This window comes from Arsenicicoccus sp. UBA7492, assembly GCF_002479615.1.
Classification (GTDB): Bacteria; Actinomycetota; Actinomycetes; order Actinomycetales; family Dermatophilaceae; genus Arsenicicoccus; species Arsenicicoccus bolidensis.
Genome location: NZ_DLOE01000063.1, coordinates 33,979 through 55,581, shown reverse-complemented (window position 1 = coordinate 55,581; position 21,603 = coordinate 33,979). Strand labels below are relative to the sequence as shown.

24 protein-coding genes are annotated in these 21,603 nt (G+C 73.1%); 13 read left to right on the top strand and 11 right to left on the bottom strand.

Features of this window, described 5'->3' with window-relative positions; translation table 11 throughout:
- From B4E97_RS18740 to B4E97_RS18730, 3 genes are all read left to right on the top strand, one after another.
- Complete coding sequence (locus B4E97_RS18740; RefSeq protein ID WP_376783715.1) at positions 1-1,296, top strand: isochorismate synthase; 1,296 nt, start codon at positions 1-3, stop codon at positions 1,294-1,296.
- Between the two features lie 121 nt (positions 1,297-1,417).
- A complete protein-coding gene (locus B4E97_RS18735; RefSeq protein WP_286961241.1) occupies positions 1,418-1,807 on the top strand; it encodes an MmcQ/YjbR family DNA-binding protein in 390 nt (129 codons plus the stop codon).
- Positions 1,808-1,865: 58 nt separating this feature from the next.
- Positions 1,866-2,621: an alpha/beta fold hydrolase gene (locus B4E97_RS18730; RefSeq protein WP_286961240.1), complete on the top strand. Its 756-nt coding sequence runs from the start codon at positions 1,866-1,868 to the stop codon at positions 2,619-2,621.
- A gap of 116 nt (positions 2,622-2,737) precedes the next feature.
- Here the strand turns inward: B4E97_RS18730 and menD are convergent, their stop codons facing one another.
- Positions 2,738-4,456, bottom strand: coding sequence for a 2-succinyl-5-enolpyruvyl-6-hydroxy-3-cyclohexene-1-carboxylic-acid synthase (gene menD / locus B4E97_RS18725; RefSeq protein ID WP_286961239.1), 1,719 nt, complete (start codon positions 4,454-4,456; stop codon positions 2,738-2,740).
- A complete protein-coding gene (locus B4E97_RS18720; protein ID WP_286961237.1) occupies positions 4,453-5,472 on the bottom strand; it encodes an o-succinylbenzoate synthase in 1,020 nt (339 codons plus the stop codon). The genes menD and B4E97_RS18720 overlap by 4 nt, the downstream gene beginning before the upstream one ends.
- A 56-nt stretch (positions 5,473-5,528) precedes the next feature.
- Here B4E97_RS18720 and B4E97_RS18715 point away from each other — a divergent pair, with 56 nt between their 5' ends.
- Positions 5,529-5,774, top strand: a complete 246-nt coding sequence (locus tag B4E97_RS18715) for a hypothetical protein (protein ID WP_286961235.1) — start codon at positions 5,529-5,531, stop codon at positions 5,772-5,774.
- 57 nt (positions 5,775-5,831) lie between these two features.
- On the opposite strand, the gene B4E97_RS18710 is transcribed toward B4E97_RS18715, so the two are convergent.
- Complete coding sequence (locus B4E97_RS18710) at positions 5,832-6,350, bottom strand: NUDIX hydrolase (RefSeq protein WP_029211303.1); 519 nt, start codon at positions 6,348-6,350, stop codon at positions 5,832-5,834.
- A 61-nt stretch (positions 6,351-6,411) separates the two neighbouring features.
- Between B4E97_RS18710 and B4E97_RS18705 the strand changes: the two genes are divergently transcribed.
- Positions 6,412-7,386, top strand: coding sequence for a 1,4-dihydroxy-2-naphthoyl-CoA synthase (locus B4E97_RS18705; RefSeq protein ID WP_286961233.1), 975 nt, complete (start codon positions 6,412-6,414; stop codon positions 7,384-7,386).
- Positions 7,387-7,405: 19 nt separating this feature from the next.
- On the opposite strand, the gene bfr is transcribed toward B4E97_RS18705, so the two are convergent.
- Positions 7,406-7,891: a bacterioferritin gene (gene bfr, locus B4E97_RS18700; RefSeq protein WP_019286436.1), complete on the bottom strand. Its 486-nt coding sequence runs from the start codon at positions 7,889-7,891 to the stop codon at positions 7,406-7,408.
- The gene (locus B4E97_RS18695; RefSeq protein WP_029211305.1) at positions 7,878-8,153 is read right to left on the bottom strand and encodes a (2Fe-2S)-binding protein; all 276 of its coding nucleotides are present in this window, start codon (positions 8,151-8,153) and stop codon (positions 7,878-7,880) included. Before B4E97_RS18695 ends, bfr begins: the two co-directional genes overlap by 14 nt.
- A gap of 289 nt (positions 8,154-8,442) precedes the next feature.
- On the opposite strand from B4E97_RS18695, the gene B4E97_RS18690 reads away from it, so the two are divergent.
- From B4E97_RS18690 to B4E97_RS18680, 3 genes are all read left to right on the top strand, one after another.
- Positions 8,443-9,537, top strand: a complete 1,095-nt coding sequence (locus B4E97_RS18690) for a TerC/Alx family metal homeostasis membrane protein (protein WP_019286438.1) — start codon at positions 8,443-8,445, stop codon at positions 9,535-9,537.
- Between the two features lie 336 nt (positions 9,538-9,873).
- Positions 9,874-10,965 (top strand): transglycosylase SLT domain-containing protein, encoded by a 1,092-nt coding sequence (locus tag B4E97_RS18685; RefSeq protein ID WP_286961230.1) that lies wholly within the window; start codon positions 9,874-9,876, stop codon positions 10,963-10,965.
- 24 nt (positions 10,966-10,989) lie between these two features.
- Positions 10,990-11,634, top strand: coding sequence for a hypothetical protein (locus B4E97_RS18680; protein WP_019286440.1), 645 nt, complete (start codon positions 10,990-10,992; stop codon positions 11,632-11,634).
- Here the strand turns inward: B4E97_RS18680 and B4E97_RS18675 are convergent, their stop codons facing one another.
- Entirely contained in the window at positions 11,635-12,903 is a 1,269-nt protein-coding gene (locus tag B4E97_RS18675; protein ID WP_286961227.1) for an Nramp family divalent metal transporter, read from the bottom strand.
- Between the two features lie 106 nt (positions 12,904-13,009).
- A complete protein-coding gene (locus B4E97_RS18670) occupies positions 13,010-13,768 on the bottom strand; it encodes an SDR family NAD(P)-dependent oxidoreductase (protein ID WP_019286443.1) in 759 nt (252 codons plus the stop codon).
- Positions 13,769-13,877: 109 nt separating this feature from the next.
- Here B4E97_RS18670 and B4E97_RS18665 point away from each other — a divergent pair, with 109 nt between their 5' ends.
- Positions 13,878-14,135, top strand: coding sequence for a type II toxin-antitoxin system Phd/YefM family antitoxin (locus B4E97_RS18665; protein ID WP_286961224.1), 258 nt, complete (start codon positions 13,878-13,880; stop codon positions 14,133-14,135).
- Position 14,136: 1 nt separating this feature from the next.
- A complete protein-coding gene (locus B4E97_RS18660) occupies positions 14,137-14,394 on the top strand; it encodes a Txe/YoeB family addiction module toxin (protein WP_286961221.1) in 258 nt (85 codons plus the stop codon).
- A gap of 235 nt (positions 14,395-14,629) precedes the next feature.
- On the opposite strand, the gene B4E97_RS18655 is transcribed toward B4E97_RS18660, so the two are convergent.
- Positions 14,630-15,580: an ArsR/SmtB family transcription factor gene (locus tag B4E97_RS18655; protein WP_286961220.1), complete on the bottom strand. Its 951-nt coding sequence runs from the start codon at positions 15,578-15,580 to the stop codon at positions 14,630-14,632.
- 58 nt (positions 15,581-15,638) lie between these two features.
- Here B4E97_RS18655 and B4E97_RS18650 point away from each other — a divergent pair, with 58 nt between their 5' ends.
- Complete coding sequence (locus B4E97_RS18650; protein ID WP_286961217.1) at positions 15,639-16,820, top strand: hypothetical protein; 1,182 nt, start codon at positions 15,639-15,641, stop codon at positions 16,818-16,820.
- A gap of 70 nt (positions 16,821-16,890) precedes the next feature.
- Here B4E97_RS18650 and B4E97_RS18645 read toward each other — a convergent pair whose 3' ends face one another.
- Positions 16,891-17,307 (bottom strand): type II toxin-antitoxin system VapC family toxin, encoded by a 417-nt coding sequence (locus B4E97_RS18645; protein WP_286961216.1) that lies wholly within the window; start codon positions 17,305-17,307, stop codon positions 16,891-16,893.
- Positions 17,304-17,573, bottom strand: a complete 270-nt coding sequence (locus B4E97_RS18640) for a hypothetical protein (protein WP_286961215.1) — start codon at positions 17,571-17,573, stop codon at positions 17,304-17,306. The genes B4E97_RS18645 and B4E97_RS18640 overlap by 4 nt, the downstream gene beginning before the upstream one ends.
- A gap of 81 nt (positions 17,574-17,654) precedes the next feature.
- On the opposite strand from B4E97_RS18640, the gene B4E97_RS18635 reads away from it, so the two are divergent.
- Positions 17,655-18,950 carry an AMP-binding protein gene (locus tag B4E97_RS18635; RefSeq protein ID WP_286961213.1) on the top strand — a complete coding sequence of 432 codons (1,296 nt, stop codon included), beginning with the start codon at positions 17,655-17,657 and terminating at the stop codon, positions 18,948-18,950.
- A gap of 105 nt (positions 18,951-19,055) precedes the next feature.
- Positions 19,056-19,931, top strand: a complete 876-nt coding sequence (locus tag B4E97_RS18630) for a 1,4-dihydroxy-2-naphthoate polyprenyltransferase (RefSeq protein WP_286961212.1) — start codon at positions 19,056-19,058, stop codon at positions 19,929-19,931.
- A gap of 69 nt (positions 19,932-20,000) precedes the next feature.
- Here the strand turns inward: B4E97_RS18630 and B4E97_RS18625 are convergent, their stop codons facing one another.
- Complete coding sequence (locus tag B4E97_RS18625) at positions 20,001-21,602, bottom strand: protein adenylyltransferase SelO (protein WP_286961211.1); 1,602 nt, start codon at positions 21,600-21,602, stop codon at positions 20,001-20,003.
- Position 21,603: the final 1 nt, after the last annotated feature.

Genomic DNA, 21,603 nt, shown 5'->3' with positions numbered 1-21,603 from the left:
ATCTCGACCACGTCGTCCGCCACCGGCACGGACGGCTCCGCTCCCGTGCCCGCCCTGCGGGTGGTGACGCGCCGCATCGCCGACCCGGGCGACCTCCTGGCACTGGTCCCGGCGGACCTGCCTGCGACCCAGGTGTTCTCGTGGCAGCGCCGTGGTGACGGCATCGTCGGCTGGGGCGCGGCCGGCCGCGTCGACACCTCGGGGGCCGAGCGCTTCGCCGAGGCGTCCCGCTGGTGGACCGCGCTCGTGGCCGAGTCGTCCGTCGACGACGAGGTCCGGCTGCCCGGCTCGGGACTCGTGGCGTTCGGCTCGATGGCCTACTCCTCGTCCTCGCCCGCCGGCGGCACGCTGATAGTCCCGTCGGTGGTCGTGGGCCGCCGCGGCGACCAGGCGTGGCTGACGACGTGCACGCCCGCCGGCGAGGCCACCCCGTCGGTCGTCCTCGAGCCCAGCACCGTCCCGGCGGCCTCCGCGGGCGTGTCCTTCGGCGACGGCTCCCTCACGCCGACCCAGTGGATGGGCGCGGTGGCGACCGCCGTCTCGCGCATCACGGCCGGAGAGCTGGACAAGTGCGTCCTCGCGCGCGACCTCACGGCCCGCGCCCGGACGCCCCTCGACACGCGCACGCTGCTGCAGCGCCTGAGCACGAGCTACCCCAACACGTGGGCCTTCTCGGTCGACGGGCTGGTCGGGGCCACCCCCGAGATGCTCGTCCGGCTCGAGCGGGGCCTGATCACCTCCCGCGTCCTCGCCGGGACGATCCGCCGGACCGGCGACGACGAGCGCGACCTGTCCCTCGCCGCGCACCTCGCCCGGTCCTCCAAGGACCTCGTCGAGCACGAGTATGCCGTCCGCTCCGTCGCGGATCGCCTGGCCCCGCACTGCGACTCGATCAACGTGCCCGAGTCGCCGTTCGTGCTGCACCTGCCCAACGTCATGCACCTCGCCACCGACGTGGCCGGCGTCCTGTCGTCCCACTCCACCTCGCTGGCTCTCGCCGAGGCGCTGCACCCGTCGGCGGCGGTCTGCGGCACGCCCCGCGACGTCGCGGACACCCTGATCTCCGAGCTGGAGCACATGGACCGCGGGCGGTATGCCGGGCCCGTGGGCTGGCTCTCGGCCGACGGCGACGGCGAGTGGGGCATCGCGCTGCGGTCCGGCGCCATCTCGGCCGACGACCCGCGCGAGATCCGCCTCTTCGCCGGCTGCGGGATCGTCGCCGGCTCCGACCCGGCGGCCGAGCTGGCCGAGTCGGACGCCAAGCTCGTCCCCATGCGCGACGCCCTCTCCTCCTAGGGGCGCCCGGCCCGACCGCGTTCCTTCGGGCGCCCGGCCCGACCACGTCTCTGGGGGCGTTCCCCGTGAGGCATTCCCCCACGGGCGGTCCTCCGGCATGCTGGGGGCCGGAGGTGCACCCATGCACGACGCGATGTACGACCGGGACGACCCCTTGCTCGCGCGCGTCCGGGCCCTGGCCCGCGCGCTGCCCGACATCGACGAGAAGGTCTCGCACGGACGGCCGGCGTTCTTCACGGTCAAGGTGTTCGCCTACTACGGCGGCTCGCTCAAGGTGGGCGGCGAGTGGGTGCAGCACCCGCAGTCCGTGGTGGTGCAGGCCGCGCCGGAGGATCGAGACGCGCTGCGGCAGAGCCCTGGGGCGTACGTGCCGGGCTACCTCGGGGCCTCGGGCTGGACGGGTCTCGACCTGACCGGGACGACCGACTGGGACGAGGTCGCCGAGATCCTGGAGGACTCCTACCGCTGCACCGCCCCGCGCCGGCTCGTCACGCTCCTCCCCCAGGCCTGACCCCTCGGCGCCCGTCGCACCCACGCACCCCGGTCCGTTCCTCCCCGCAGGAGAACCCATGTCGCACGACCCGCAGCACGGCACCACCACCTCGGCCGACGGCACGACCATCGCCTGGACCTGCCGGGGCTCCGGCCCGGTCCTGGTCCTCGTCGAGCCGGTCATGATGCACCGGGGACTCACCGCCTTCGCCGACCTCGCGCCCGCCCTCGCCGAGCAGGCGACCGTCGTGACCTACGACCGGCGCGGCAAGGGCGAGAGCGGCGACACCGAGGGCTACGAGCCGGACCGCGAGGTGGAGGACCTGGCCGCGCTGGTCGCCGAGCACGGGGGCAGCGCCCGCCTCTACGGCTTCTCCTCCGGTGCGACCCTCGCCCTGCTGGCCGCGCGTGACGTCGCCGGCGTCACCGGCGTGGTCGCCCTCGAGCCGGTGCTGGCGGATGACGGCCCGGACGTGCGCGACGAGATCCGCGCGCTCGTGCGCGAGGGACGTCGCGGTGACGCGGTCCGCACCTTCAACCGCCGCATCGGCATCCCGGAGGAGGTCGTCGCCCAGATCCCGACGGGGCCGGGCGAGCCGGCCGCCCACACCCTCCCCTACGACCTCACCCTGACCGGCCGGACCCGCGCGGCCGACCTGGCGGCGATCACCTGTCCCACGCTGGTCCTCGCGAGCAGCGGCAGCGACGACCGCCTGCGCGGCTGGGCGCGCGAGGTGGAGCAGGCCGTCCCCGGGGCGCAGCACCGTGAGCTCCCCGGGAGCTGGCACGGCGTCGACGGGGACGCCCTGGTGGCCGCGATCCGCGAGACCTGACGGCTCCCCCCCACCACCCCACCAGCACCGCCGCCCCGCACCGCTGCCCCGCCAGATCGTGAGTGTTTCGTCCAAGAATGGTGGACGAAACACTCACGTTGTCGGGGCGGGGGCGATCAGGCCAGCGCGGCGGCGACGTTCGCCCGCACCGTGGCCCGGGCGCCCCGGACACCCGTGCGGGACAACGGGACCTCGACGACCCGTATGCCGGAAGCCTTGCGCCGCAACGCATCCCGCAGCGCCGGGATCGTGGTCACCCGCTCGTGCGCGACCCCGTGCGCGGCGCAGAGGGCGGCCAGGTCGGTGCCCGTCGGTGTGCCGAAGACGCGCTCGAACTGCGCTGCACGAGACGGGTCCCCGTGCTCGAGCGTGGAGAAGATCGCGCCGCCGTCGTCGTTGACGACGACGATCGTCAGCTCGGGCACCGGCTCGTGGGGGCCGATCAGCAGACCGTTGGCGTCGTGCAGGAAGGTCAGGTCACCCATCAGCGCCACCGTCGGACCGTCGCCGGCCAGCGCGAGACCCGTTGCGGTGGAGACGCACCCGTCGATGCCGGCCAGTCCTCGGGAGGCGACGACCGTCACGGGCGTCGCGAATCCCGCTGACGCCCAGTCGAGGTCACGCGCGGACTGGGACGAGCCGACGAACAGCGTTGCCGCGCCGGGCAGCTCGGCCAGCGTCTCGAGGACGGCGGACGCCACCGCCAGCCCGGACGGCTCGTCGGCCGCCCACAGCGGCGTCGCGGCGAGCCGCCGGCCGGCCTCGCGCCAGCGCGCGCTCCACTCCGCGTCCTCCGCAGAGCGCGGGCGGATCTCGGTGGCGGACAACGCCTCCCACGCGTGGACGCGACCGACGCGGGCGGAGGGATCCGGCCAGTCGGGGACCGGCGTCACGCACTCGACCCGATCGACGAGGCGCATCAGAGCCGCCACGTCGCGGGTCAGCGTGAGGCGCCCCACCACGAGAACCCGCGCCGGCAGATGGGACTCGAGCCACGGCCGGCAGGTCAGCAGGAGCGGACCGTGCGGCAGCACCGACGTCCGGTCCATGAGGCCGAAGGGCTCGGCCACCACAGGCCACCCCGCCGCCGCCGCGAGCCGGACCGCCTCGTCGGCCATCGCAGGCTCCGGGAGGTCGCCGAGCACCACGACGGTCCGGGGCACGTCGTCCACCCCCGCACCGTGGGGGATCCCCGGCGCCGTCCGTGACGCACGGGACGCGACCGCCGTCCACGGATCGCCGCCCGGCCGTCCCTCCAAGGACTCCGGCCAGTCGTGAGAGTCGTCCGGCGTCAACGGGTCTCGCAGCCCGACGTCCAGGTGCACCGGGCCGGCCCAGCCCGTGAGGGCCCCAGCCGCCGCGGCGCAGGCCCGCGAGACGGCGGAGCGCCATACGGCCGTCTGACCGGCCCGCCGCTCCGGGGCGGGCATCTCGTGCCGCCACCGCAGCGCCTCGCCGAACAGGCCCGGCTGCACCGTGGTCTGGTTGGCGCCCGTCCGCAGCAGCTCCGCCGGGCGGTCGCAGGACAGGACGAGCAGCGGCACGCCCGCGTGGTGCGCCTCGAGGACGGCGGGGTGCAGGTTGGCGACGGCGGTGCCGGAGGTCGTGATGACCGGGACGACCCGCCGGGACACCTTGGCCAGACCCAGCGCGAGGAACCCGGCGGACCGCTCGTCGACCCGCACGTGCAGCCGCACGCGACTGGCCCGGTCCGCGTCGTGCACGGCGTAGGCCAGTGGCGCAGAACGGGATCCGGGGCAGAGGACGACGTCGGTCACGCCGTGGCGGACCAGCTCGTCGACGAGGACCTCGGCGAGGGCCTGGGAGGGGTTCATGCCCCGATGCTGCCAGACGACGAGGCCAGCTCCGCATGGCACGCGGCGACCCGCTCCCGCCACCACCGCACCCGGTCCGGCGGCGCCGCGAGCGCCTCCAGCCGGTTGCGCGACACCTCCACCGGCCGTATGCCGAGCGCCCCGCCCCTCGGCACGAGGGGCGCAGCGGCGACGTCGCCGTCCAGCAGCGCGACCGTGCCCAGCCCGCAGGCGTGCTCGAGCGAGGGCAGCGCGGCGGCCAGGGCGACGCCGGCGCGGATGCCGACCGAGGTGTCGAGGGCGGACGACACGACGGCGGGCAGCCCGCACGCCTCGACGACGCCCAGGGCCGCACGCACCCCTCCGAGCGGGGCGACCTTGACGACGACCATGTCGGCAGCCTCGAGCCGGGCGACGAGCAGCGGGTCCTCGGCCTTGCGGATGGACTCGTCGGCCGCGACCGGCACGTCGATCCCGTTGCGGGCCAGGGCGATCCGCAGGGCGGCGAGCTCCTCGACGGTGGCGCAGGGCTGCTCGGCGTACTCCAGCCCGTGGCGTGACAAGGCATCCAGGGCCCGCAGCGCGTCGTCGACGGACCAGCCGCCGTTGGCGTCGACCCGCACCCGCGCGTCCGGCCCCATCACCCGCCGCACCTCGGCGACCCGGGCGAGGTCGTCGTCGAGCGACTGGCCGCGCTCGGCCACCTTGACCTTGGCGGTCCGGCAGCCGTCGAAGCGCGCGACGACCCCCGCCACCTCACCGGCAGCCACCGCCGGGACGGTGGCGTTGACCGGCACGACCTCGCGCACGGGGTCCGGCCAGCCCACCCACGCCGCCTCGACCGCTGCGGCGAGCCAGCGCGCGGCCTCGCGGGGCTCGTACTCCAGGAACGGCGCGAACTCCCCCCACCCCGCCGGACCGTCGAGCAGCACGGCCTCACGGTGTGTCACCCCGCGGAACCGTGCGTGGAGGGGGATCGTGACGACAGACATCTGTCCGAGCAGCTCGTCGAGGGCTGGCAGCACGCGGGTCGGCATACGACCCATCATCCCCCGCCTGCGCCCCGAGCCGTCCGAGAGGAGCCGACCGCCTCATGGCCTTCGTGATCGTCCTGGCGATCCTCACCCTGGTGGCCGGGTATGGCGCCGCCCGCCCGAACGACCTGTGGTTCCAGCACTACGCGGGGAGGTTCGCCCGCGCCCGCGCGGCCCGTCCCGGCGAGCCGGAGCACGCGCGCCGTCGCCTCACCTACCTCGTCGTCGCGGCGATCTGCGGCGTCCTGCTGGCGGTCAGCGCGTGGGCGCTGTGGCAGTCCGGGCAGCCCACGCCACCGTCCTGACCCCCGTCCAACCCCGGTCGATGTGCCTACCTCAGGTCGTCACGTCCGCCCGGCGTGCTAACCCCGGCGGACGTGACGACCTGAGGTAGGTCCGAGGAGGACGTCGGACGGGTCGTCCAGCGCCACCCGCACCCGGTCCCCGAAGTGGGCCCGCATCGGCGGCACGCCCTCCCGCACGCCGCGCACCGGCCACCAGCGCGCCTCGAGGTTCTCGTCGTCGCCGACCGCCGGCTCCCCCGACACCCACCGCAGCCGGAAGGTGTGGTCGACGTACTGCGCCTGGTCACCGTTGGCGTGCCGCACCGGCTCCGTGGTCGACACCCACACGAGCCGCTCGACCGCGGCGACGACGGACGCCTCCTCCTGCACCTCGCGGACGGCCGCCTCGTGCACCTCCTGGCCGGGCTCGACGATGCCCGTCACGGGGCTCCACTCGTCGGTGTCGGCGCGCCGCACCAGCAGGACCTCCTGCTCGTCGCCCTCCCCACGCAGCACCACGGCGGTCACTCCGGTCAGCCACAGGGGTGCGTGACCGACGTGGCGGCGCAGCTCGACGATGAACTCGGGGATCGGCATACCTCCACCGTATGCCGCCCGCGGGCCGCCGCCATCGGACCGCGCGGCTATCCTCGGGTCCGTGAGCGCCCTGGACTTCGTCAGCGAGACCTTCGACCCCGCCGAGTGGGCGGAGGTGGAGGGCTTCGGCTTCACCGACATCACCTACCACCGCCGCGTGGGCGGCCCGTCCCGCAGCGCCAACGGCGTGGTCCGCATCGCGTTCGACCGCCCCGAGATCCTCAACGCCTTCCGGCCGCACACCGTCGACGAGCTCTACCGCGCGCTCGACCATGCGCGGATGACGCCGGACGTGGGTGTCGTGCTGCTGACCGGAAACGGCCCCACGCCCCGCACCGGCCAGTCGGCCACGACCGCCGGCTGGGCTTTCTGCACCGGCGGTGACCAGCGCATCCGTGGCCGCAGCGGCTACCAGTACGCCGTCGAGGGCAGCACCGACGAGACCGCCGCCGCGGTGGACGAGGCGCGGGTCAAGGCCGCCGGCGGGCGGCTGCACATCCTCGAGGTGCAGCGCCTGATCCGCACCATGCCCAAGGTCGTCGTCGCCGTGGTCAACGGCTGGGCGGCCGGCGGCGGTCACAGCCTGCACGTCGTCTGCGACCTCACGATCGCCTCGCGCGAGAACGCCAGGTTCAAGCAGACCGACGCCGACGTGGGCTCGTTCGACGCCGGCTACGGCTCGGCCTACCTGGCCAAGCAGGTCGGGCAGAAGTTCGCCCGCGAGATCTTCTTCCTCGGCCGGCCCTACACCGCCGAGGACATGCACCGGATGGGCGCGGTCAACATCGTGGCCGACCACGGCGACCTCGAGCGCGAGGCGCTGCAGGTGGCGACCGAGATCATGGGCAAGAGCCCGCAGGCACAGCGGATGCTGAAGTTCGCCTTCAACCTGACCGACGACGGCCTCGTCGGTCAGCAGGTGTTCGCCGGTGAGGTGACACGCCTGGCCTACATGACCGACGAGGCCGTCGAGGGGCGGGACTCGTTCCTGGAGAAGCGCGACCCGGACTGGTCGCCCTTCCCGTGGTACTTCTGACCGCTGCGAACGGCGAGCGTCAGGGTGCCTCGCCCGGAGCGAGCTGCATCGCGAGGTAGTTCTCGACGCCGGTGCGGGCGACCGCGTCCAGCTGGCCCTCGAACCAGTCGGCGTGGGTCTCCTCGTCGCGCGCCATCTCCTCGAAGATCGAGGCCGTGGCGTGGTCGCCGAGCGCGTGGCACTCCTCGGCCGCGCCGTTGAACTGCGCGACGGCGGCCACCTCGCTGGCCAGGCCGAGCCGCAGCATCTCCTCGGCGGACTCGCCGATGCTGATCGGGTTGAGGCGCTGCACGTTGGGGTGACCGTCGAACATCAGGATCCGCTCGATGAGCTCGTCCGCGTCCTTCATCTCGCCGATCGACAGGTCGTAGAACACCTTGCCGAGCTTGGGCAGGCCCCAGTTGTCGAGCATGCGCGCGTGCAGGAAGTAGGTGTTGACGACGGTGAGCTCGAAGGTCAGCGCCTCGTTGAGGAGCTCGATGATCCGTGGGCTACGCGGCTGCATGTGAATCCTCCAGGGCCGATTGGACGGACGCGAGACGCGCGAACTGCGGCGTCAGTGCGTGCTCGAGCGTCAGCCTAGCGCCGACGGGCTCGAACGTGTCCTCCCGGAACCTCTGGAGCAGCGATCGCACCGCCGGGACGCACCCGCCGCACACGGTGCCGGCGCCGGTAGACCGGCAGATGGCTCCGAGGGTGGGCACCCCTGCCGCGGCGACATCGAGGATCTCGGTGTCGCGCACGATGCGGCAGTGGCAGACGATCATGTCGGCAAGGCTAACCTCAGTTAGGCCATCCTCACCAGAGGATGTGGACGAGATCACACCGCCGTCGCGAGCTGCTCGCGAGCCCCTCCCGAGCCCTCCCGAGCCTCCGGACATCCAGGGAACGCCCAGGGCCGGCGCCTAGGGTTGCTCGCCGAGGGGAGTACTTCCCAGTCCCGATCCGGTCATTCCGGCGGCCACGTCAGACGGCCGCCTCGGACGGGGGCCCGGCGCCTGGCGCGGGTGAAGGAGACCTCAGACCGCCATACGACGATCTGAGGAACCCCATCTCATGCTGACCCTGTCCCTGCCGTATGCCGCCGCGCCCGCCGCGAGCCCGGCCGCCGCCACGGGCGGTGCCCTCGACAGCATCGGCACCCCGATGCTGTGGGCCGTGACCCTGGGCGCCGTGCTGGCGTTGTTCGCGCTCGACTTCCTGCTGACCCGCAAGCCGCACGCCGTCTCCATGCGCGAGGCGATCGGCTGGTCGGCGTTCTACATCGCGCTCCCCCTGCTCTTCGGCGCCTGGGTCTGGACCCAGCACGGGTCGCAGATCGGGATGGAGTACTACACGGGCTACCTCGTCGAGAAGTCGCTCTCGGTCGACAACCTGTTCATCTTCATGCTCCTGCTGGCGGGCTTCGCGGTCCCCAAGGAGCTGCAGCAGCGCGTGCTGCTCATCGGCGTCGCCGGGGCCCTGGTCCTGCGCGGCATCTTCATCGCCCTCGGCGCCCAGCTGATCGCGAGCTTCGACTGGGCCTTCCTGCTCTTCGGGATCATCCTGCTCGTGACGGCGGTCAAGGTGGCGCGTGACGCGATGAGCGACGCCGAGCACACCCCCGTCGCCGAGATGCCGGTCGTCCGGCTCATCAACCGCGTGTGGCCGGTCACCGGCGACTATCGCGGCACCCGGATGACGGTGCGGGACGCCGGGCGCCGCGCCCTCACCCCGCTCGCCGTCGTCACCCTCGCCGTGCTCGGCACCGACATCATCTTCGCCATCGACTCGGTGCCCGCGGTCTACGGCATCACCGGCGACCCCTACCTCGTCTTCGCCACCAACGCCTTCGCCCTGCTGGGCCTGCGCGCGCTGTACTTCGTGCTCGAGGGCGCGCTGTCCCGCCTCGTGCACCTCGGCCACGGGCTCGCGATCATCCTGGGCTTCATCGCCGTCAAGCTGATCCTGCACTGGGCCCACGGCATCTGGCCGCGCGTCCCCACCGTGCCCACCGCCTGGTCGCTGGTGTTCATCGTGGCGGTGCTCGCGATCGTCACGGTCACGAGCCTGCGAGCCACCCGGGACCGGGCCACCGGTGACGCCGACGACGAGTCGCGCAACGGCGCAGACGATGTGGGGCAGGACGAGCAGGTCGCGCAGCGCCACTGACGGCTGCAGATCGCAACTAGTTCACCCGGATGGGCGTTGCCCAGGTCACACAGCTGTGCTCGGTCGATTCGGACCACCGAGTCCGGAGCGTTATGGTAGTGAGAGCGTGCCTCGCCCCGAACGAGTCAGCACGCGCCCCGCGTCGGCCCATCTCATGCGTGCTGGCGCCCTGGCGGCCCCGTCCCCGGCCTCACGGCCCCGGCGCCGCTGTGCCCGCAGCATCGCAGCACCTGACCGCCGCCCCCTCCCTGATCGGCCCCCATGCGTCATCACCCTCGCCATCGCGCCTCCGCGCGCCGTCCGTCCACCCCCGGCCTCGTCGCCGTCACCCTCGCCGTGGCTGCCACCACCGCCGTGGTGACGACCGACATCTCCGGCCAGGCCCCCGCCGCCTCGGCGGTCGAGGCGGCGCCCGCGCCGTCCTCCCGCCCGGTCGTGCAGGCGGCGCTCGCCGCGCGCGACAAGGACACGGCGTCCCGCTCCACCGCACGCTCGGCCCTGCCCGCAGCCACGGTCTCCCGGCTGCTGCGGCCCGTCGCGGTGCCCGGTGCACTCCTCGCGGCCCGGCCCATCGACAGCGCCACCACCCGCACCGCCAAGGCCGGTCTCGCGTCCGCGCGCACCGCCGAGGCCCGCACCCGCGCCACGCTGCAGCAGACGCACGCCGAGGCCACCGCGGCTCACCGCGCCTGGGAGCAGACCGTCGAGGCCCAGACCCGGTCCGTGGCCTCCGCCGCCGGCGGGCGTCCCGCCACCGAGGCAGCCACCGCGCCGCTCACCCCGTCCGCCGCTGCCGCCGCCATCGCGGTGCCGGCCGTGCGCGCCGAGACCGCCACGAGCCTGGCCGACGACCGACGCACGACCGCCGACGCCGCGCTCGCGGACGCCGTCGAGGCCCAGCAGCGCGCGCTCGACGCCCTCACCGCCGCCCGGACCCAGGCGACCACCCTCACCGACGCGGACACGAGGCGCGCGGTCGCCGACGGCTCGTTCGTCGTCCTGGCGGACGGCCGGGTCGTGCGCACCGTCCGCCCCGGCACCCCGGTCATCGGCAACGGGCACACCGTGTCGCCGCAGCTCAGCCGCCAGATCGGCGAGGCCCTCGGGCTGCTCTACGCCAACGGCTACCCCCAGGGTGCGCAGGACGCGGAGAACCTCGCGATCATCATCTACAACGAGTCCGGCGGTGACGTCGGGGTCGTCAACACCTACGACCGCAACGCCGCCGCCGGCATGCCGTCGTTCGGCCTGATGCAGACGATCGGCCCGACCTTCGACGCGTTCGCGCTGCCCACGCGCACGGAGCGCAACGACCCGGTCGCCCAGATCATGGCGGGGGCCCGCTACGCCCAGGCGACATACGGCGGTCTTGCCGGGGTCCCCGGGGTCAAGAGCCTCCGCGGCGGTGGACCCTACCGGCCGTACTGACCCGACTCGACCTAGGCTGGTGCCATGGCACTGGGTGATCGACTCAAGGACAACCTGGCCGGCGCGGCGCGCATGGCCGCCCACCTCGCGACGGGGCCGCTGCACAGCCACGAGCGACGCACCTGGGGCGCCACCCCGGACGAGGTGTCCGCGACGCTCGGCGGCGACGAGCTGATCGAGGACCACGACTGGCGATCCACGCGGGCCATTACGATCTGGACGACCCCCGACCGGGTCTGGCCGTGGCTCGCCCAGATCGGGCGAGGCCGCGGGGGCTTCTACAGCCACCAGCTGCTGGAGCAGGCTGCCGGCTCCCTCGACAGCAACGTCGAGGAGATCCGTCCTGACCTGCAGGACCTTCGCGTCGGCGACGAGGTCAGGCTGCACCCGCAGCTCCCACCGCTCGTCGTGGCCGAGGTGCGGCCGGGCGTCTCGCTCGTCCTCGTGGGTGTGCCGGAGGGGGGGCCGCTCGCCACCACCGTCTGGTCCTACCACCTGCAGCCACTCAGCCAGGGGCGGACCCGGCTGATCGAGCGCAACACCTACGCCCACGGCGACAGCCTCGCGCAGCGCCTGGCCGGCGGCCCCTATGTCATCGAGCCCGTGAGCTTCGTGATGAGCCGGGAGATGCTGCTCAACATCAAGCGCCTCGCCGAGCAGCCCGCCTAGCTAGAGCTTTTGGATCGCCTTGACGATCTCGCTCACCGCGAGCGCCGCGAAGGCCAGCGCGCACACCACCATCAGGACGTTGGACCAGGCCTTGTTGCGCCACTCGCGCGGCACGCGGTCGGTGTTCAGGATCCACAGCAGCGTGACCGCCAGGAAGGGCATGAAGAACGCGCCGAGGACGCCATACGCCAGGATCAGCACCACCGGCTTGCCCCAGAACATCATGATCATCGGCGGGAAGGTCAGCCACAGGATGTACCACCGGTAGTAGCGGCCGCCGGTGCGCGTGTCGGCGTGGCCCGACGGCAGTCCCTTGAGGTTGCCGACGAAGTCCGCAAACATCAACGAGACGCCGTTCCACACGCCGACCAGCGAGGACATGGCCGCGCCGAAGAAGCCGAGCAGGAAGACCTTGCCCGCGAACGGCCCGTAGCGCTGGTCGAGGACGTCGGCCACCGAGAGCAGCCCCTTGTCGTCGCTGGCGACCTTCATGGAGTACATCAGCTCGGCGCCCACGACGAGCGTGGCGAGGACGAAGATGCCGGTCACGACATACGCGACGGTGTTGTCGATGCGCATGACCCGCATGAAGCGCGTTGTGTCCCAACCCTTCTCGCGCAGCCAGTAGCCGTAGGCCGCGAGCGTGATGGTGCCGCCGACGCCGCCCGCGAGCGACAGGACGTTGACCAGGCCGCCGTCCGGGATCCACGGCTTGAGGCCCGCCAGGATGTCGAGGAGGTTGGGCAGGGTGATGATCGCGGCGCCGACCATGGCGACGAACATCAGGCCCACGAACGCCGCCATGACCTTCTCGAAGAGGCCGTACCGGTGGAACCACACGAGCATCAGGCCGACGAGCCCGGAGATGATGCCCCCCCACTTGGTGTCCAGGACGGGGAAGAGCGCGTTGAGCGGCAGACCGGTGCCGGCCATGGCGGCCGAGCCGTAGACGAAGCCCCAGATGACGATGTAAGGACCGAAGTACCAGGTCGTCCAGGGACCGAGCGAGCGCCAGCCCTCGAACATCGTGCGGCCCGTGGCGAGGGAGTAGCGTCCCGCGCCCTCGACCAGCACGATCTTCATGATGCAGCCGACGAGCACGCACCACAGCAGGCCGTAGCCGAACTTGCTGCCGGCGATCAACGTGGCCACCAGGTCGGCGGCGCCCACACCGGTGGCAGCGACGATCAGGCCGGGGCCGATGATCTTCCACCGGGGCGGGTTGGCGGCGTCAGCGGCAGCGCCTGGGACTGCGGTGTCACGGGTCATGGGCGGGAGTATGCCGGACCGCCCGGCGCCTGGCGAGGGCCGCCCACCCGCGCGGCCGCCGCCATCAACCGAGGCCAGTCGGCCGTCAGCCGCCGTCCCCCCGGGGTCAGCGCTGACGGACGAGCTTGTGCGGCGCGGCCTGGGCCTGCGGCTTGATCACCAGACGGTCGATGTTGACGTGAGAGGGCCGGGTCGCGACATACGCGATCGCGTCCGCGACGTCCTCGGCCACGAGTGGCTCCGCGACCCCCTCGTAGACCTTGTCGGCCGCCGCCCGGTCCCCGCCGAGGCGCACGAGCGAGAACTCCTCGGTGTGCACCAGCCCCGGGTCGATCTCGCAGACCCGGATGCCGTCCTCGACCGCCTCGAGCCGCAGCGTCTCGGCGATGACGGTCTCGGCGTGCTTGGCCGCGCAGTAGCCCGCGCCGCCCTCGTAGACCCCGAGGCCGGCGATCGAGGAGACGATGACGACCATGCCGCCCTCCACCTGCGTAAGCGCGGGCAGCAGGGCCTTGGTGACGTTGAGGGCGCCGATGACGTTGGAGTCGTACATCTGCCGCCACTTGTCGACCACCGCGTCGGCGATGCGCTCGGTGCCCAGGGCGCCACCGGCGTTGTTGACGAGGACGTCGAGCCGGTCGCCGACCTCCTGCGCCAGGCGCGCCACGTCCTCCTCGCTGGTGACGTCGCAGGTGACGGCCCGTCCGTCGATCTCCTTGGCCAGCTGCTCGATCCGCTCCGTGCGCCGCGCGGCGCAGATCACCTCGAAGCCCTCCTGGGCCAGACGACGGGCGGTGGCCTCGCCGATGCCGCTGGAGGCTCCGGTGACGACGGCCAGGGGACGGGTGGTGATCGCGTCGGTCATGCCTCCCATCCTGCCCGGTCCGCTGCCGGGCCTGCACGCCCGGCTCGGATGCCGTCCCGGCTCCCGCACCCGCCACATGGGACGTACACTTTTCCGTACAGGAGGCACCATGAAGACGATGAGCTACACCGAGTCCCGCGCCCGCTACGCCGAGGTGCTCGACGGCGTCATCGAGGACCGCGAGGAGGTCGTCATCACCCGCGCTGGCCACGAGCCTGTGGTGATCGTGTCGCTCGAGGACTACGAGTCGCTCCGCGAGACCGCCTACCTGCTGCGGTCACCGGCGAACGCGCGACGCCTCCTGGACGCGATGGAGCGCCTCGAGAACGGCCGCGGGGCCGCCCACGACGTGATCCCGGCGGAGTGACGTGCTGCTCGTGTGGGACCCGAACGCCTGGGAGGACTACCTGTGGTGGCAGACCCAGGACCGCAAGATCCTGAAGCGCATCAACGTGCTGCTGGCTGACGTCCAGCGCAACGGCAACGAAGGCATCGGCAAGCCTGAGGCGCTGAGGCACGACTACGCGGGGTACTGGTCACGTCGGATCACCGACGAGCATCGGCTCGTGTACAAGATCGCCGGCGACGAGATCCGCATCGCCGCATGCCGCTACCACTACGGGTAGTCATGCTGGACAGGCGATGGTTGGGAGTACCCCCGAGTCACCCCGGCCGGGGATCAGGTCGACCTGGTGGAGTTCCTCGAGCTGGACGGGCCACTGATCCGGCACCACCGCATCTACTCGGGGTGGTTCGGCACGCCGCTGCTGACCAGCCACTCCCAGCCCGCGCCATTGGTCACCAAGGACGTTGTGGATCGTTCACACACCCCTCGGGGACGCCATTGGTGACCAGTGGCGGTCAGTCGACGAGGTCGTCGCCCAGCGGGGTGCGCCAGTAGAGCACGGCCCGACCGGCCCGACGCCGGGTGACCAGGCCTGCTGACAGCAGGACCGCGAGGTGCCCACCCACGGACCCGAGCGGCAGGGCGGTACGGGCGACGAGCTGGGTCGTCGAGGCGGGGGCGTCGAGGAGCCGAAGCACGGTCGCGCGGTTGCGGCCGAGGAGCCGGTCCAGCGCCGCGTCGTCGGGTAAGGGGCTGGTGAGCCCGGTCCCCGTCGCCGGGTAGGTCAGGGCGTAGCGCCCTGCCGCGAGGTCCCACATGACGAAGCCGCGACCGGCCTGGACGGGGTGAAAGGCCAGGTGGGCGTCGTCGAGGACCTTGGGCAGCAGGTCATGGCCGCTCACCCGCAGGGTGCCCCCGCCCAGGTAGGCGGTCGACGGGCGGATCCCCTCGAGCGCCGCCACCCACCCGCCCCGGCCCAGCGCCGCCGTGCGCGACACGACGTCACCTTCGAGGACGCGGCGCAGCCGTGGCCACTGCGGCTCCACCTCCTGCTCCCACGCCAGCTCGAGAAGCTCTGCCACGGCCTGGCCGAGACCGCCGCTGGCTTCACGACTCGACCCACTGGCACGGCCACGGCCACGGCGCAGGGCGGGCGGCAGGGGGCGACCCGCCGTGGCGTGGACGTCGCGACGGACCTGCGCGTCCGAGACGGCGCGGACGGGCTCGAGCTCCTCGCGCAGGTCGCGGCCGGGCGGGCTCGCGCGGGAGAAGCAGTCCGCGACCCATCGCGGCGCGAAGGCCTCGGCCACCAGCGCCTGATGGACCGGGCGACCCGACAGGGCTGCGGTGAAGGACGGTGTCGGCCGCGCGGCCAGCCGAGCGAGCGCAGCGAGGGCCACCGCGAGGTGCGACACGCAGAAATGCGCTCGGGCCAGCACGTCTGGGCCCAGGATCCATTCGCTCACGTTTCGCCTCCTGACGAAATCCTAGGCCGCGCTGCAGAGCGGGGCCGAGGGTGTGCGAGTGCCCCTCACCTACACCACGCTCCTGCGCAACCGCGAGATGCGTGCGCTCTTCACGGGATTCGCGGCGCTCGTCGCCGGCAGCTCGCTGGGCGGGCTGGCGCTCGCCACCCTGGTCGACGCAGAGACCGGCTCGCCGCTGCTCACGGCGCTGAGCCTGTTCGGCCCCACGCTCGCCAACGTCCTCGGCGCGTCCACGCTGATGTCCCTCGCCGACTCCGCCCGCCCGCGTCGCGTCCTCGTCGGCCTGCAGCTCGTCGGCACCCTGCTCGTCGCCGGCCAGCTGGTCCCCGGCCTGCCGCTCGTGCTGCGGTTCGTCCTGCTCATCGCCCTCGGCCTGGTCATGTCGGTGGCGGGCGGCATACGGCTGGGCCTGTTGTCCGAGGTCGTCGGCGAGTCACGCTATGCGACGGCCCGCTCGCTGATGAACGTCGCTACGGGGTCGATGCAGATCCTCGGGTTCGCGGCGGCGGCGGTGCTGCTGCCATGGCTGAGCCCCCGGGAGCTCTTCCTCGCCGACGTCCTCCTGCTGCTGGCCTCGACGGTGGTCACGGCAGTGGGCGTGCGGGAGCACTCCGCCCGGCCGGTGCGACGACCCAGCCTGCGGCAGACCGTCACGACCAACGCCTGGCTGGCCCGGCAGCGACGCCTGCGCCCCCTCCTGGTCACGTCGTGGGTGCCCAACGGGCTGGTCGTGGGGTGCGAGGCGTTGTTCGTGCCGTATGCCGGGGGCGCGGCGGGGTCGCTGTTCGTCGCGGGCGCCCTGGGGATGCTGGTCGGCGACCTCGCGATGGGCCGGCTCGTCACGCGTGCGACGCGCGCCCGGCTGAGCCCATGGCTGCGGCTGCTGCTGGCCGCGCCCTTCCTGGCCTTCGTGGCCGAGCCCGCGCTGCCGGTCGCCGCCGCGCTCGTGCTGCTCGCGACGGTGGGCTACTCGGGCACCCTCGCGCTGCAGGAACGTCTGCTGGAGCTCACGCCGGTGGAGGTGCGGGGGCAGGTCCAAGGGGTCGAGGGGGCGGGGCGGATGACGACGCAGGGGCTGTGCGCGCTGCTCGCGGGCGGTCTGGCGGAGGTGATGCCCGTGGGCGCCGCGATGACGACGTGCGCCGCCCTGTCGATCGTCGTGACCCTCAGCACCCTGCACGGGGTGACGAGGGCGTTGGGCCTCCCTGTCCGTCCCTGAGCCCGGCCGCCGATCTCGGTGGGTCCACAGGTCGACGGATCAGCGGACACCGGACAGGCGGAGGCTGGGGTCAGGAGACCGGCCAGTCGGCCGGGTGGATGCGTCGCAGACCCGGCACGTCGACGAAGTCGGTGTCTGGGGAGATGATCTCGTCGAAACCGGCCAGCAGCGCGGTCGCTGCGTGCACAGCGTCTCGCCCGCGGATCGCACTGACCTGCATCAGGCGGGTCGCCTCCTGCCAGACCTCCAGGTCAAAGGCATGGACAACGGTCATGTCCGCCAGGTCTCGAGCGTCCAGCAACGCCTCGGGCACCGCACCCATCCGCATGCGGTGGTGGGTGAACTCCTGCAGCATCTCGACGCTGGCGTGCATGCGGACGCTCCCGGCCGCCACCGCAGCCATCACCTCCCGTGATGCCGCCCGTAAGCGATGGGCGCCGCCCGCGGCCAGGAGTGGCACCGCGCTGTCGACGAAGACCTCGTTCACGAGGGCAGCGTGGCCATGAGCTCGTCATCCAGGTTGCGCCGGAGCTCCCGGAGGTCGAGAGGCGGCTCGTCTCGGGGCTCGGACGTACGGTCTAGGAAGCGCCGGGCCGCGTGCTGGGCCGCGCCGACGTCCTCGGGGTAGGTGACGTCGATGGCGTGCCGGATCACCGCCCCGACACTCTGGCCGGAGTCCTCGGCGGCGCGAGCGACCCGGTCGTAGCGATCCTGGTCGAGCAGGATCTGCAGGCGGCGTTCGAGGAGGGACATGCACATATCCTACACATGCGCAGGAATGGCGCCAGACCTGTGCAGGAGGGTCTGTCGGTGGGCGCGGCTAGGGTCGGTGGCATGACGATGGTCCACTGGCCCGGCACGCAGTCCCCCGCCTCGGCGGTCGGCGACCTGGCGCCCCTCGAGCTGGCCCTCACCGGGCGTGGTGCGGCGGTGTGCCCGAGCGGGGAGCCGCCGGACCGATCGGACCACGTGCCCTCGCCGCCGGAGGGCACCGCCATCGTCGTCGGCACCTCCGGCTCCACCGGGACGCCCAAGCTGGCCGTCCTGTCGGCCGCGGCCGTGCGCGCATCCGGCGAGGCCACGGCCGAGCACCTCGATGGCCACGGGCAGTGGCTGCTGGCCCTGCCGCCCACGCACATCGCCGGCCTGCAGGTCCTCGCCCGCTCGCTGCTGGCCGGGCACTCCCCCGTCGCGATCGACGACGGACCCTTCACCCCCGAGGGTTTCGCCGCGGCGACCGAGCGTCTCACCGGTGGCGTCCGCCACTACACCTCGCTCGTACCGACCCAGCTGGTCCGGCTGCTCGCCTCACCTCTGGGCGCCGAGGCCGCGGCGACGTACGACGGGATCCTCGTCGGCGGGGCCGCGCTGCCCGCTACCGTGCACGCGCAGGCGGTGGCGGCCGGGCTGCGCGTGGTGCGGACCTACGGCATGAGCGAGACCGCGGGCGGGTGCGTGTATGACGGACGGCCACTCTCCTGCGCCCGCGTCCGGCTCGACGAGGGACGCATCTCGTTGGGGGGCGAGATGGTGGCCGACGGCTACCTCGGCGAGACGGCCCTCACCGCAACCCACTTCACGGTCGAGGACGGCACGCGGTGGTTCCGCACGGACGACCTCGGAGAGCTGGCCGAGGACGGCACCCTCACGGTGCTGGGTCGGGCCGACGACGTGATCGTCACCGGCGGGCTCAAGGTCGCCCCCCGCGTCGTGGAGGACGCGATCCTGGCCCACGTCACCGGCGTCCGCGAGTGCGTCGTCGTCGGCGTCCCCGACCTCGAGTGGGGTCAGGTCGTCGGAGCGCTGGTCGTCGAGGACGGCGCGCGCGACGGCGGCCACGGAGGCGGAAGCGACGGTGGCGGTGGGGGTGGCGGTCACCCCGGACCTGACGGAGTCGGCGGTCCGGCGGCGGACGAGGTCGCGACCGGCTGGGACGCCGAGCGGGTGCGGGCGGCGCTACGCCCCCACCTCGCGGCCCACGCCCTGCCCCGGGTGGTCGCCGCCGCGGACGGCATACCGCAGCGGGGCCCGGGCAAGCCGGACCCCGCGGCCGTCCGGGACCTGCTGTCCCAGGTGCTCAGCGCGGCGCCGAGGCCGCGGGAGAGGGGGTCCGGGCCGGGCGGCAGCTGAGTCGCTCGTCATCGGTCTTCGGCTTCCGGGCCATGGGCGACGACTCACCCGTCCGGCGCGCGTGCCGTGCGCACCGCGATCTCTCGATCACGAGACAATGTGCTCATGGCCACCATCTCCCAGTGGGTCGAGGGCGCTCGCCCCCGGACCCTGCCCGCCGCTCTTGCTCCCGTCGCCGTCGGCACCGGATCCGCAGCGGGGCTCGGGCAGTGGGACGCCGCGCTCGCCCTCCTCGCGCTGCTGGTCGCGCTGTTCCTGCAGGTCGGCGTCAACTACGCCAACGACTACAGCGACGGCATCCGCGGCACCGACGCCGACCGGGTCGGGCCGGTGCGGCTCGTCGGCGGTGGCCTCGCGACGCCGCTGCTGGTCAAGTACGCCGCGTTCACGTGCTTCGGGCTCGCCTGCCTCGCCGGGCTGGCGCTCATGGGACTGTCCGGTGACACCTGGCTGCTGCTGATCGGGATCGCCGCGGTCCTGGCGGCCTGGTTCTACACCGGCGGACGCCGCCCCTACGGCTACGCCGGGCTGGGCGAGGTGTTCGTGTTCGTGTTCTTCGGGCTGGTGGCGACGGTCTGCACGGCATACACCCAGGCCGAGAAGGTCGACGCGGGCACCTGGGCGGGCGCCGTCGGCATCGGCTCGATCATCACGGCGGTCCTCGTCGCCAACAACCTGCGCGACATCAGCGGGGACGAGGTGGCGGGCAAGCGCACCCTCGCGGTGCGGCTCGGGGACCGCGGCACGCGGATCCTGTTTGTCGTGCTCATGGTCGTCCCCGCGGTGTGCGCCGGCCTGGCCGCCTGGGCCGGTCACCGGTGGGCGCTGCTCGGGCTGGTCGGCCTGCTGCCCGCGATCAAGCCGTGCCTCGACGTGCTGCGCGGCGCGACCGGTCCCGCGCTGATCCGGGTGCTCGCGGCGACGGGCCTGGTGGCCCTGACCTACGGCGGGCTCCTGGCCGCCGGCCTCGCGATCCACTGACAGACCTACCGGGGGTAAAGGCATCGACCTGGCGAACGAAGGGCGGTCGATGCCTTTACCGGCGGTAGGTCAGGTGCCGCAGTAGGTGATGTGGCGTGGCGCCCCCGCCGGCGCAGGACCGCGCAGGTCCTCGAGGCCGGGCCGCTCGGCATACGGGCTCGAGACGGCGTCGAGCAGCCGCTCGAACGTCCCGAGGTCGCCCGCTGTCGCGCGAGCCAGGGCCTCCTCGACCCGGTGGTTGCGCGGCACGTAGACCGGGTTGACCGCGTCCATCCGGGCCGCGACGGCCGCCCGGTCGTCCGGCAGCAGGGCGTCGCGACGGGCGCTCCAGGCGTCGAAGGCCATGGCGTCGAGGAAATGACCGCCCGCCGTTCCCGCCGCGAGGGCGCGGAAGAAGGACGTCCAGTCAACGCCATGGGTCTGCAGCAGGGCGAGCAGGTCTGTGACCAGCGGACGGACCACGTCACGGGTCGTCGCCGCGTCGAGACCGGCCAGGCCGAGCTTGGCGGCCATGCCGTCCACGAAGACCCGGTCGTAGCGCTCGGCGAACTCGTGCAGCACGCCCGTCGCGGCCTCGACCGCAGCGTCCGCACCGGCCGCGCCCTCAGTGCCCTCAGCGCCCTCGGCGCCCTCGGCGCCCCCAGCGATCAGCGGGATCAGCGTCTCGCCGAGGCGCGCGAGGTTCCACTGCGCGGCCGCAGGCTGGTTGCCGAAGGCATAGCGACCACCCGTGTCGATCGAGCTGAAGACCGTCGCCGGGTCGTAGGCGTCGATGAACGCGCACGGGCCGTAGTCGATGGTCTCGCCGGAGATGGTCATGTTGTCGGTGTTCATGACGCCGTGGACGAAGCCCACCAGGGACCATCGGGCGACGAGCTCGGCCTGGGCCAGGGTCACCCGGCGGAACAGCTCGAGGTAGGGCTCGTCCGCCTCGGCCGCCTCCGGGTGGTGGCGGGCGATGGCGTAGTCCGCCAGCGATCGCAGCAGGGCGGGGTCACCGGTCGCGGCGGCGTACTGGAAGGTGCCGACCCGCAGGTGGCTGGCGGCGACCCGCGCCAGGATCGCCCCCGGCAGCGGCGTCTCGCGCAGCACCGTCTCGCCGGTCGCGACCACCGCGAGGGCCCGCGTCGTCGGGATGCCGAGCCCGTGCATGGCGGCGCTCACGAGGTGCTCGCGCAGCATGGGACCCACCGCGGCCTTGCCGTCGCCGCCGCGGGCGAAGGGGGTGCGACCCGAGCCCTTGAGGTGCAGGTCGCGGCGAGTGCCGGACCCGTCGACGAGCTCCCCCAGCAGGAGGGCGCGCCCGTCGCCCAGCCGCGGCGAGTAGCCGCCGAACTGGTGGCCGGCGTAGGCCTGGGCGACGGTCGTCACGCCCTCGGGCACCTGTCCGCTGAGCAGGGCCACCCCGTCGGGCGAGCGCAGCCACGCCGGGTCCAGGCCCAGATCGTCAGCCAGCCCCTCGTCGAGGGTGAGCAGGCGCGCTGCGGGGACGGGAGCGGCCGACCACGCGAGCGACAGGGCCGGGACCGCCCTGGCGTAGGAGTCCCCGAGCCGGAACGGCAACGAGGTGGGGGTCCCCTGCGCCTCGCCGGCCGGCTGAGCGTCAGCAGGCTGAGTGCCGGCCACCTCGGAGTCAGCCACCTCGGCGGCGGTCGGGTCGACGCCGGCCATG

Coding starts and splice junctions, on each gene's coding strand:
- B4E97_RS18735 (WP_286961241.1), top strand. CDS start 1,418: ATGCACGACGCGATGTACGACCGGGACGACCCCTTGCTCGCGCGCGTC.
- B4E97_RS18730 (WP_286961240.1), top strand. CDS start 1,866: ATGTCGCACGACCCGCAGCACGGCACCACCACCTCGGCCGACGGCACG.
- menD (WP_286961239.1), bottom strand. CDS start 4,456: ATGAACCCCTCCCAGGCCCTCGCCGAGGTCCTCGTCGACGAGCTGGTC.
- B4E97_RS18720 (WP_286961237.1), bottom strand. CDS start 5,472: ATGCCGACCCGCGTGCTGCCAGCCCTCGACGAGCTGCTCGGACAGATG.
- B4E97_RS18715 (WP_286961235.1), top strand. CDS start 5,529: ATGGCCTTCGTGATCGTCCTGGCGATCCTCACCCTGGTGGCCGGGTAT.
- B4E97_RS18710 (WP_029211303.1), bottom strand. CDS start 6,350: ATGCCGATCCCCGAGTTCATCGTCGAGCTGCGCCGCCACGTCGGTCAC.
- bfr (WP_019286436.1), bottom strand. CDS start 7,891: ATGCAGCCGCGTAGCCCACGGATCATCGAGCTCCTCAACGAGGCGCTG.
- B4E97_RS18695 (WP_029211305.1), bottom strand. CDS start 8,153: ATGATCGTCTGCCACTGCCGCATCGTGCGCGACACCGAGATCCTCGAT.
- B4E97_RS18690 (WP_019286438.1), top strand. CDS start 8,443: ATGCTGACCCTGTCCCTGCCGTATGCCGCCGCGCCCGCCGCGAGCCCG.
- B4E97_RS18680 (WP_019286440.1), top strand. CDS start 10,990: ATGGCACTGGGTGATCGACTCAAGGACAACCTGGCCGGCGCGGCGCGC.
- B4E97_RS18675 (WP_286961227.1), bottom strand. CDS start 12,903: ATGACCCGTGACACCGCAGTCCCAGGCGCTGCCGCTGACGCCGCCAAC.
- B4E97_RS18670 (WP_019286443.1), bottom strand. CDS start 13,768: ATGACCGACGCGATCACCACCCGTCCCCTGGCCGTCGTCACCGGAGCC.
- B4E97_RS18665 (WP_286961224.1), top strand. CDS start 13,878: ATGAAGACGATGAGCTACACCGAGTCCCGCGCCCGCTACGCCGAGGTG.
- B4E97_RS18640 (WP_286961215.1), bottom strand. CDS start 17,573: ATGTCCCTCCTCGAACGCCGCCTGCAGATCCTGCTCGACCAGGATCGC.
- B4E97_RS18635 (WP_286961213.1), top strand. CDS start 17,655: ATGACGATGGTCCACTGGCCCGGCACGCAGTCCCCCGCCTCGGCGGTC.
- B4E97_RS18630 (WP_286961212.1), top strand. CDS start 19,056: ATGGCCACCATCTCCCAGTGGGTCGAGGGCGCTCGCCCCCGGACCCTG.
- B4E97_RS18625 (WP_286961211.1), bottom strand. CDS start 21,602: ATGGCCGGCGTCGACCCGACCGCCGCCGAGGTGGCTGACTCCGAGGTG.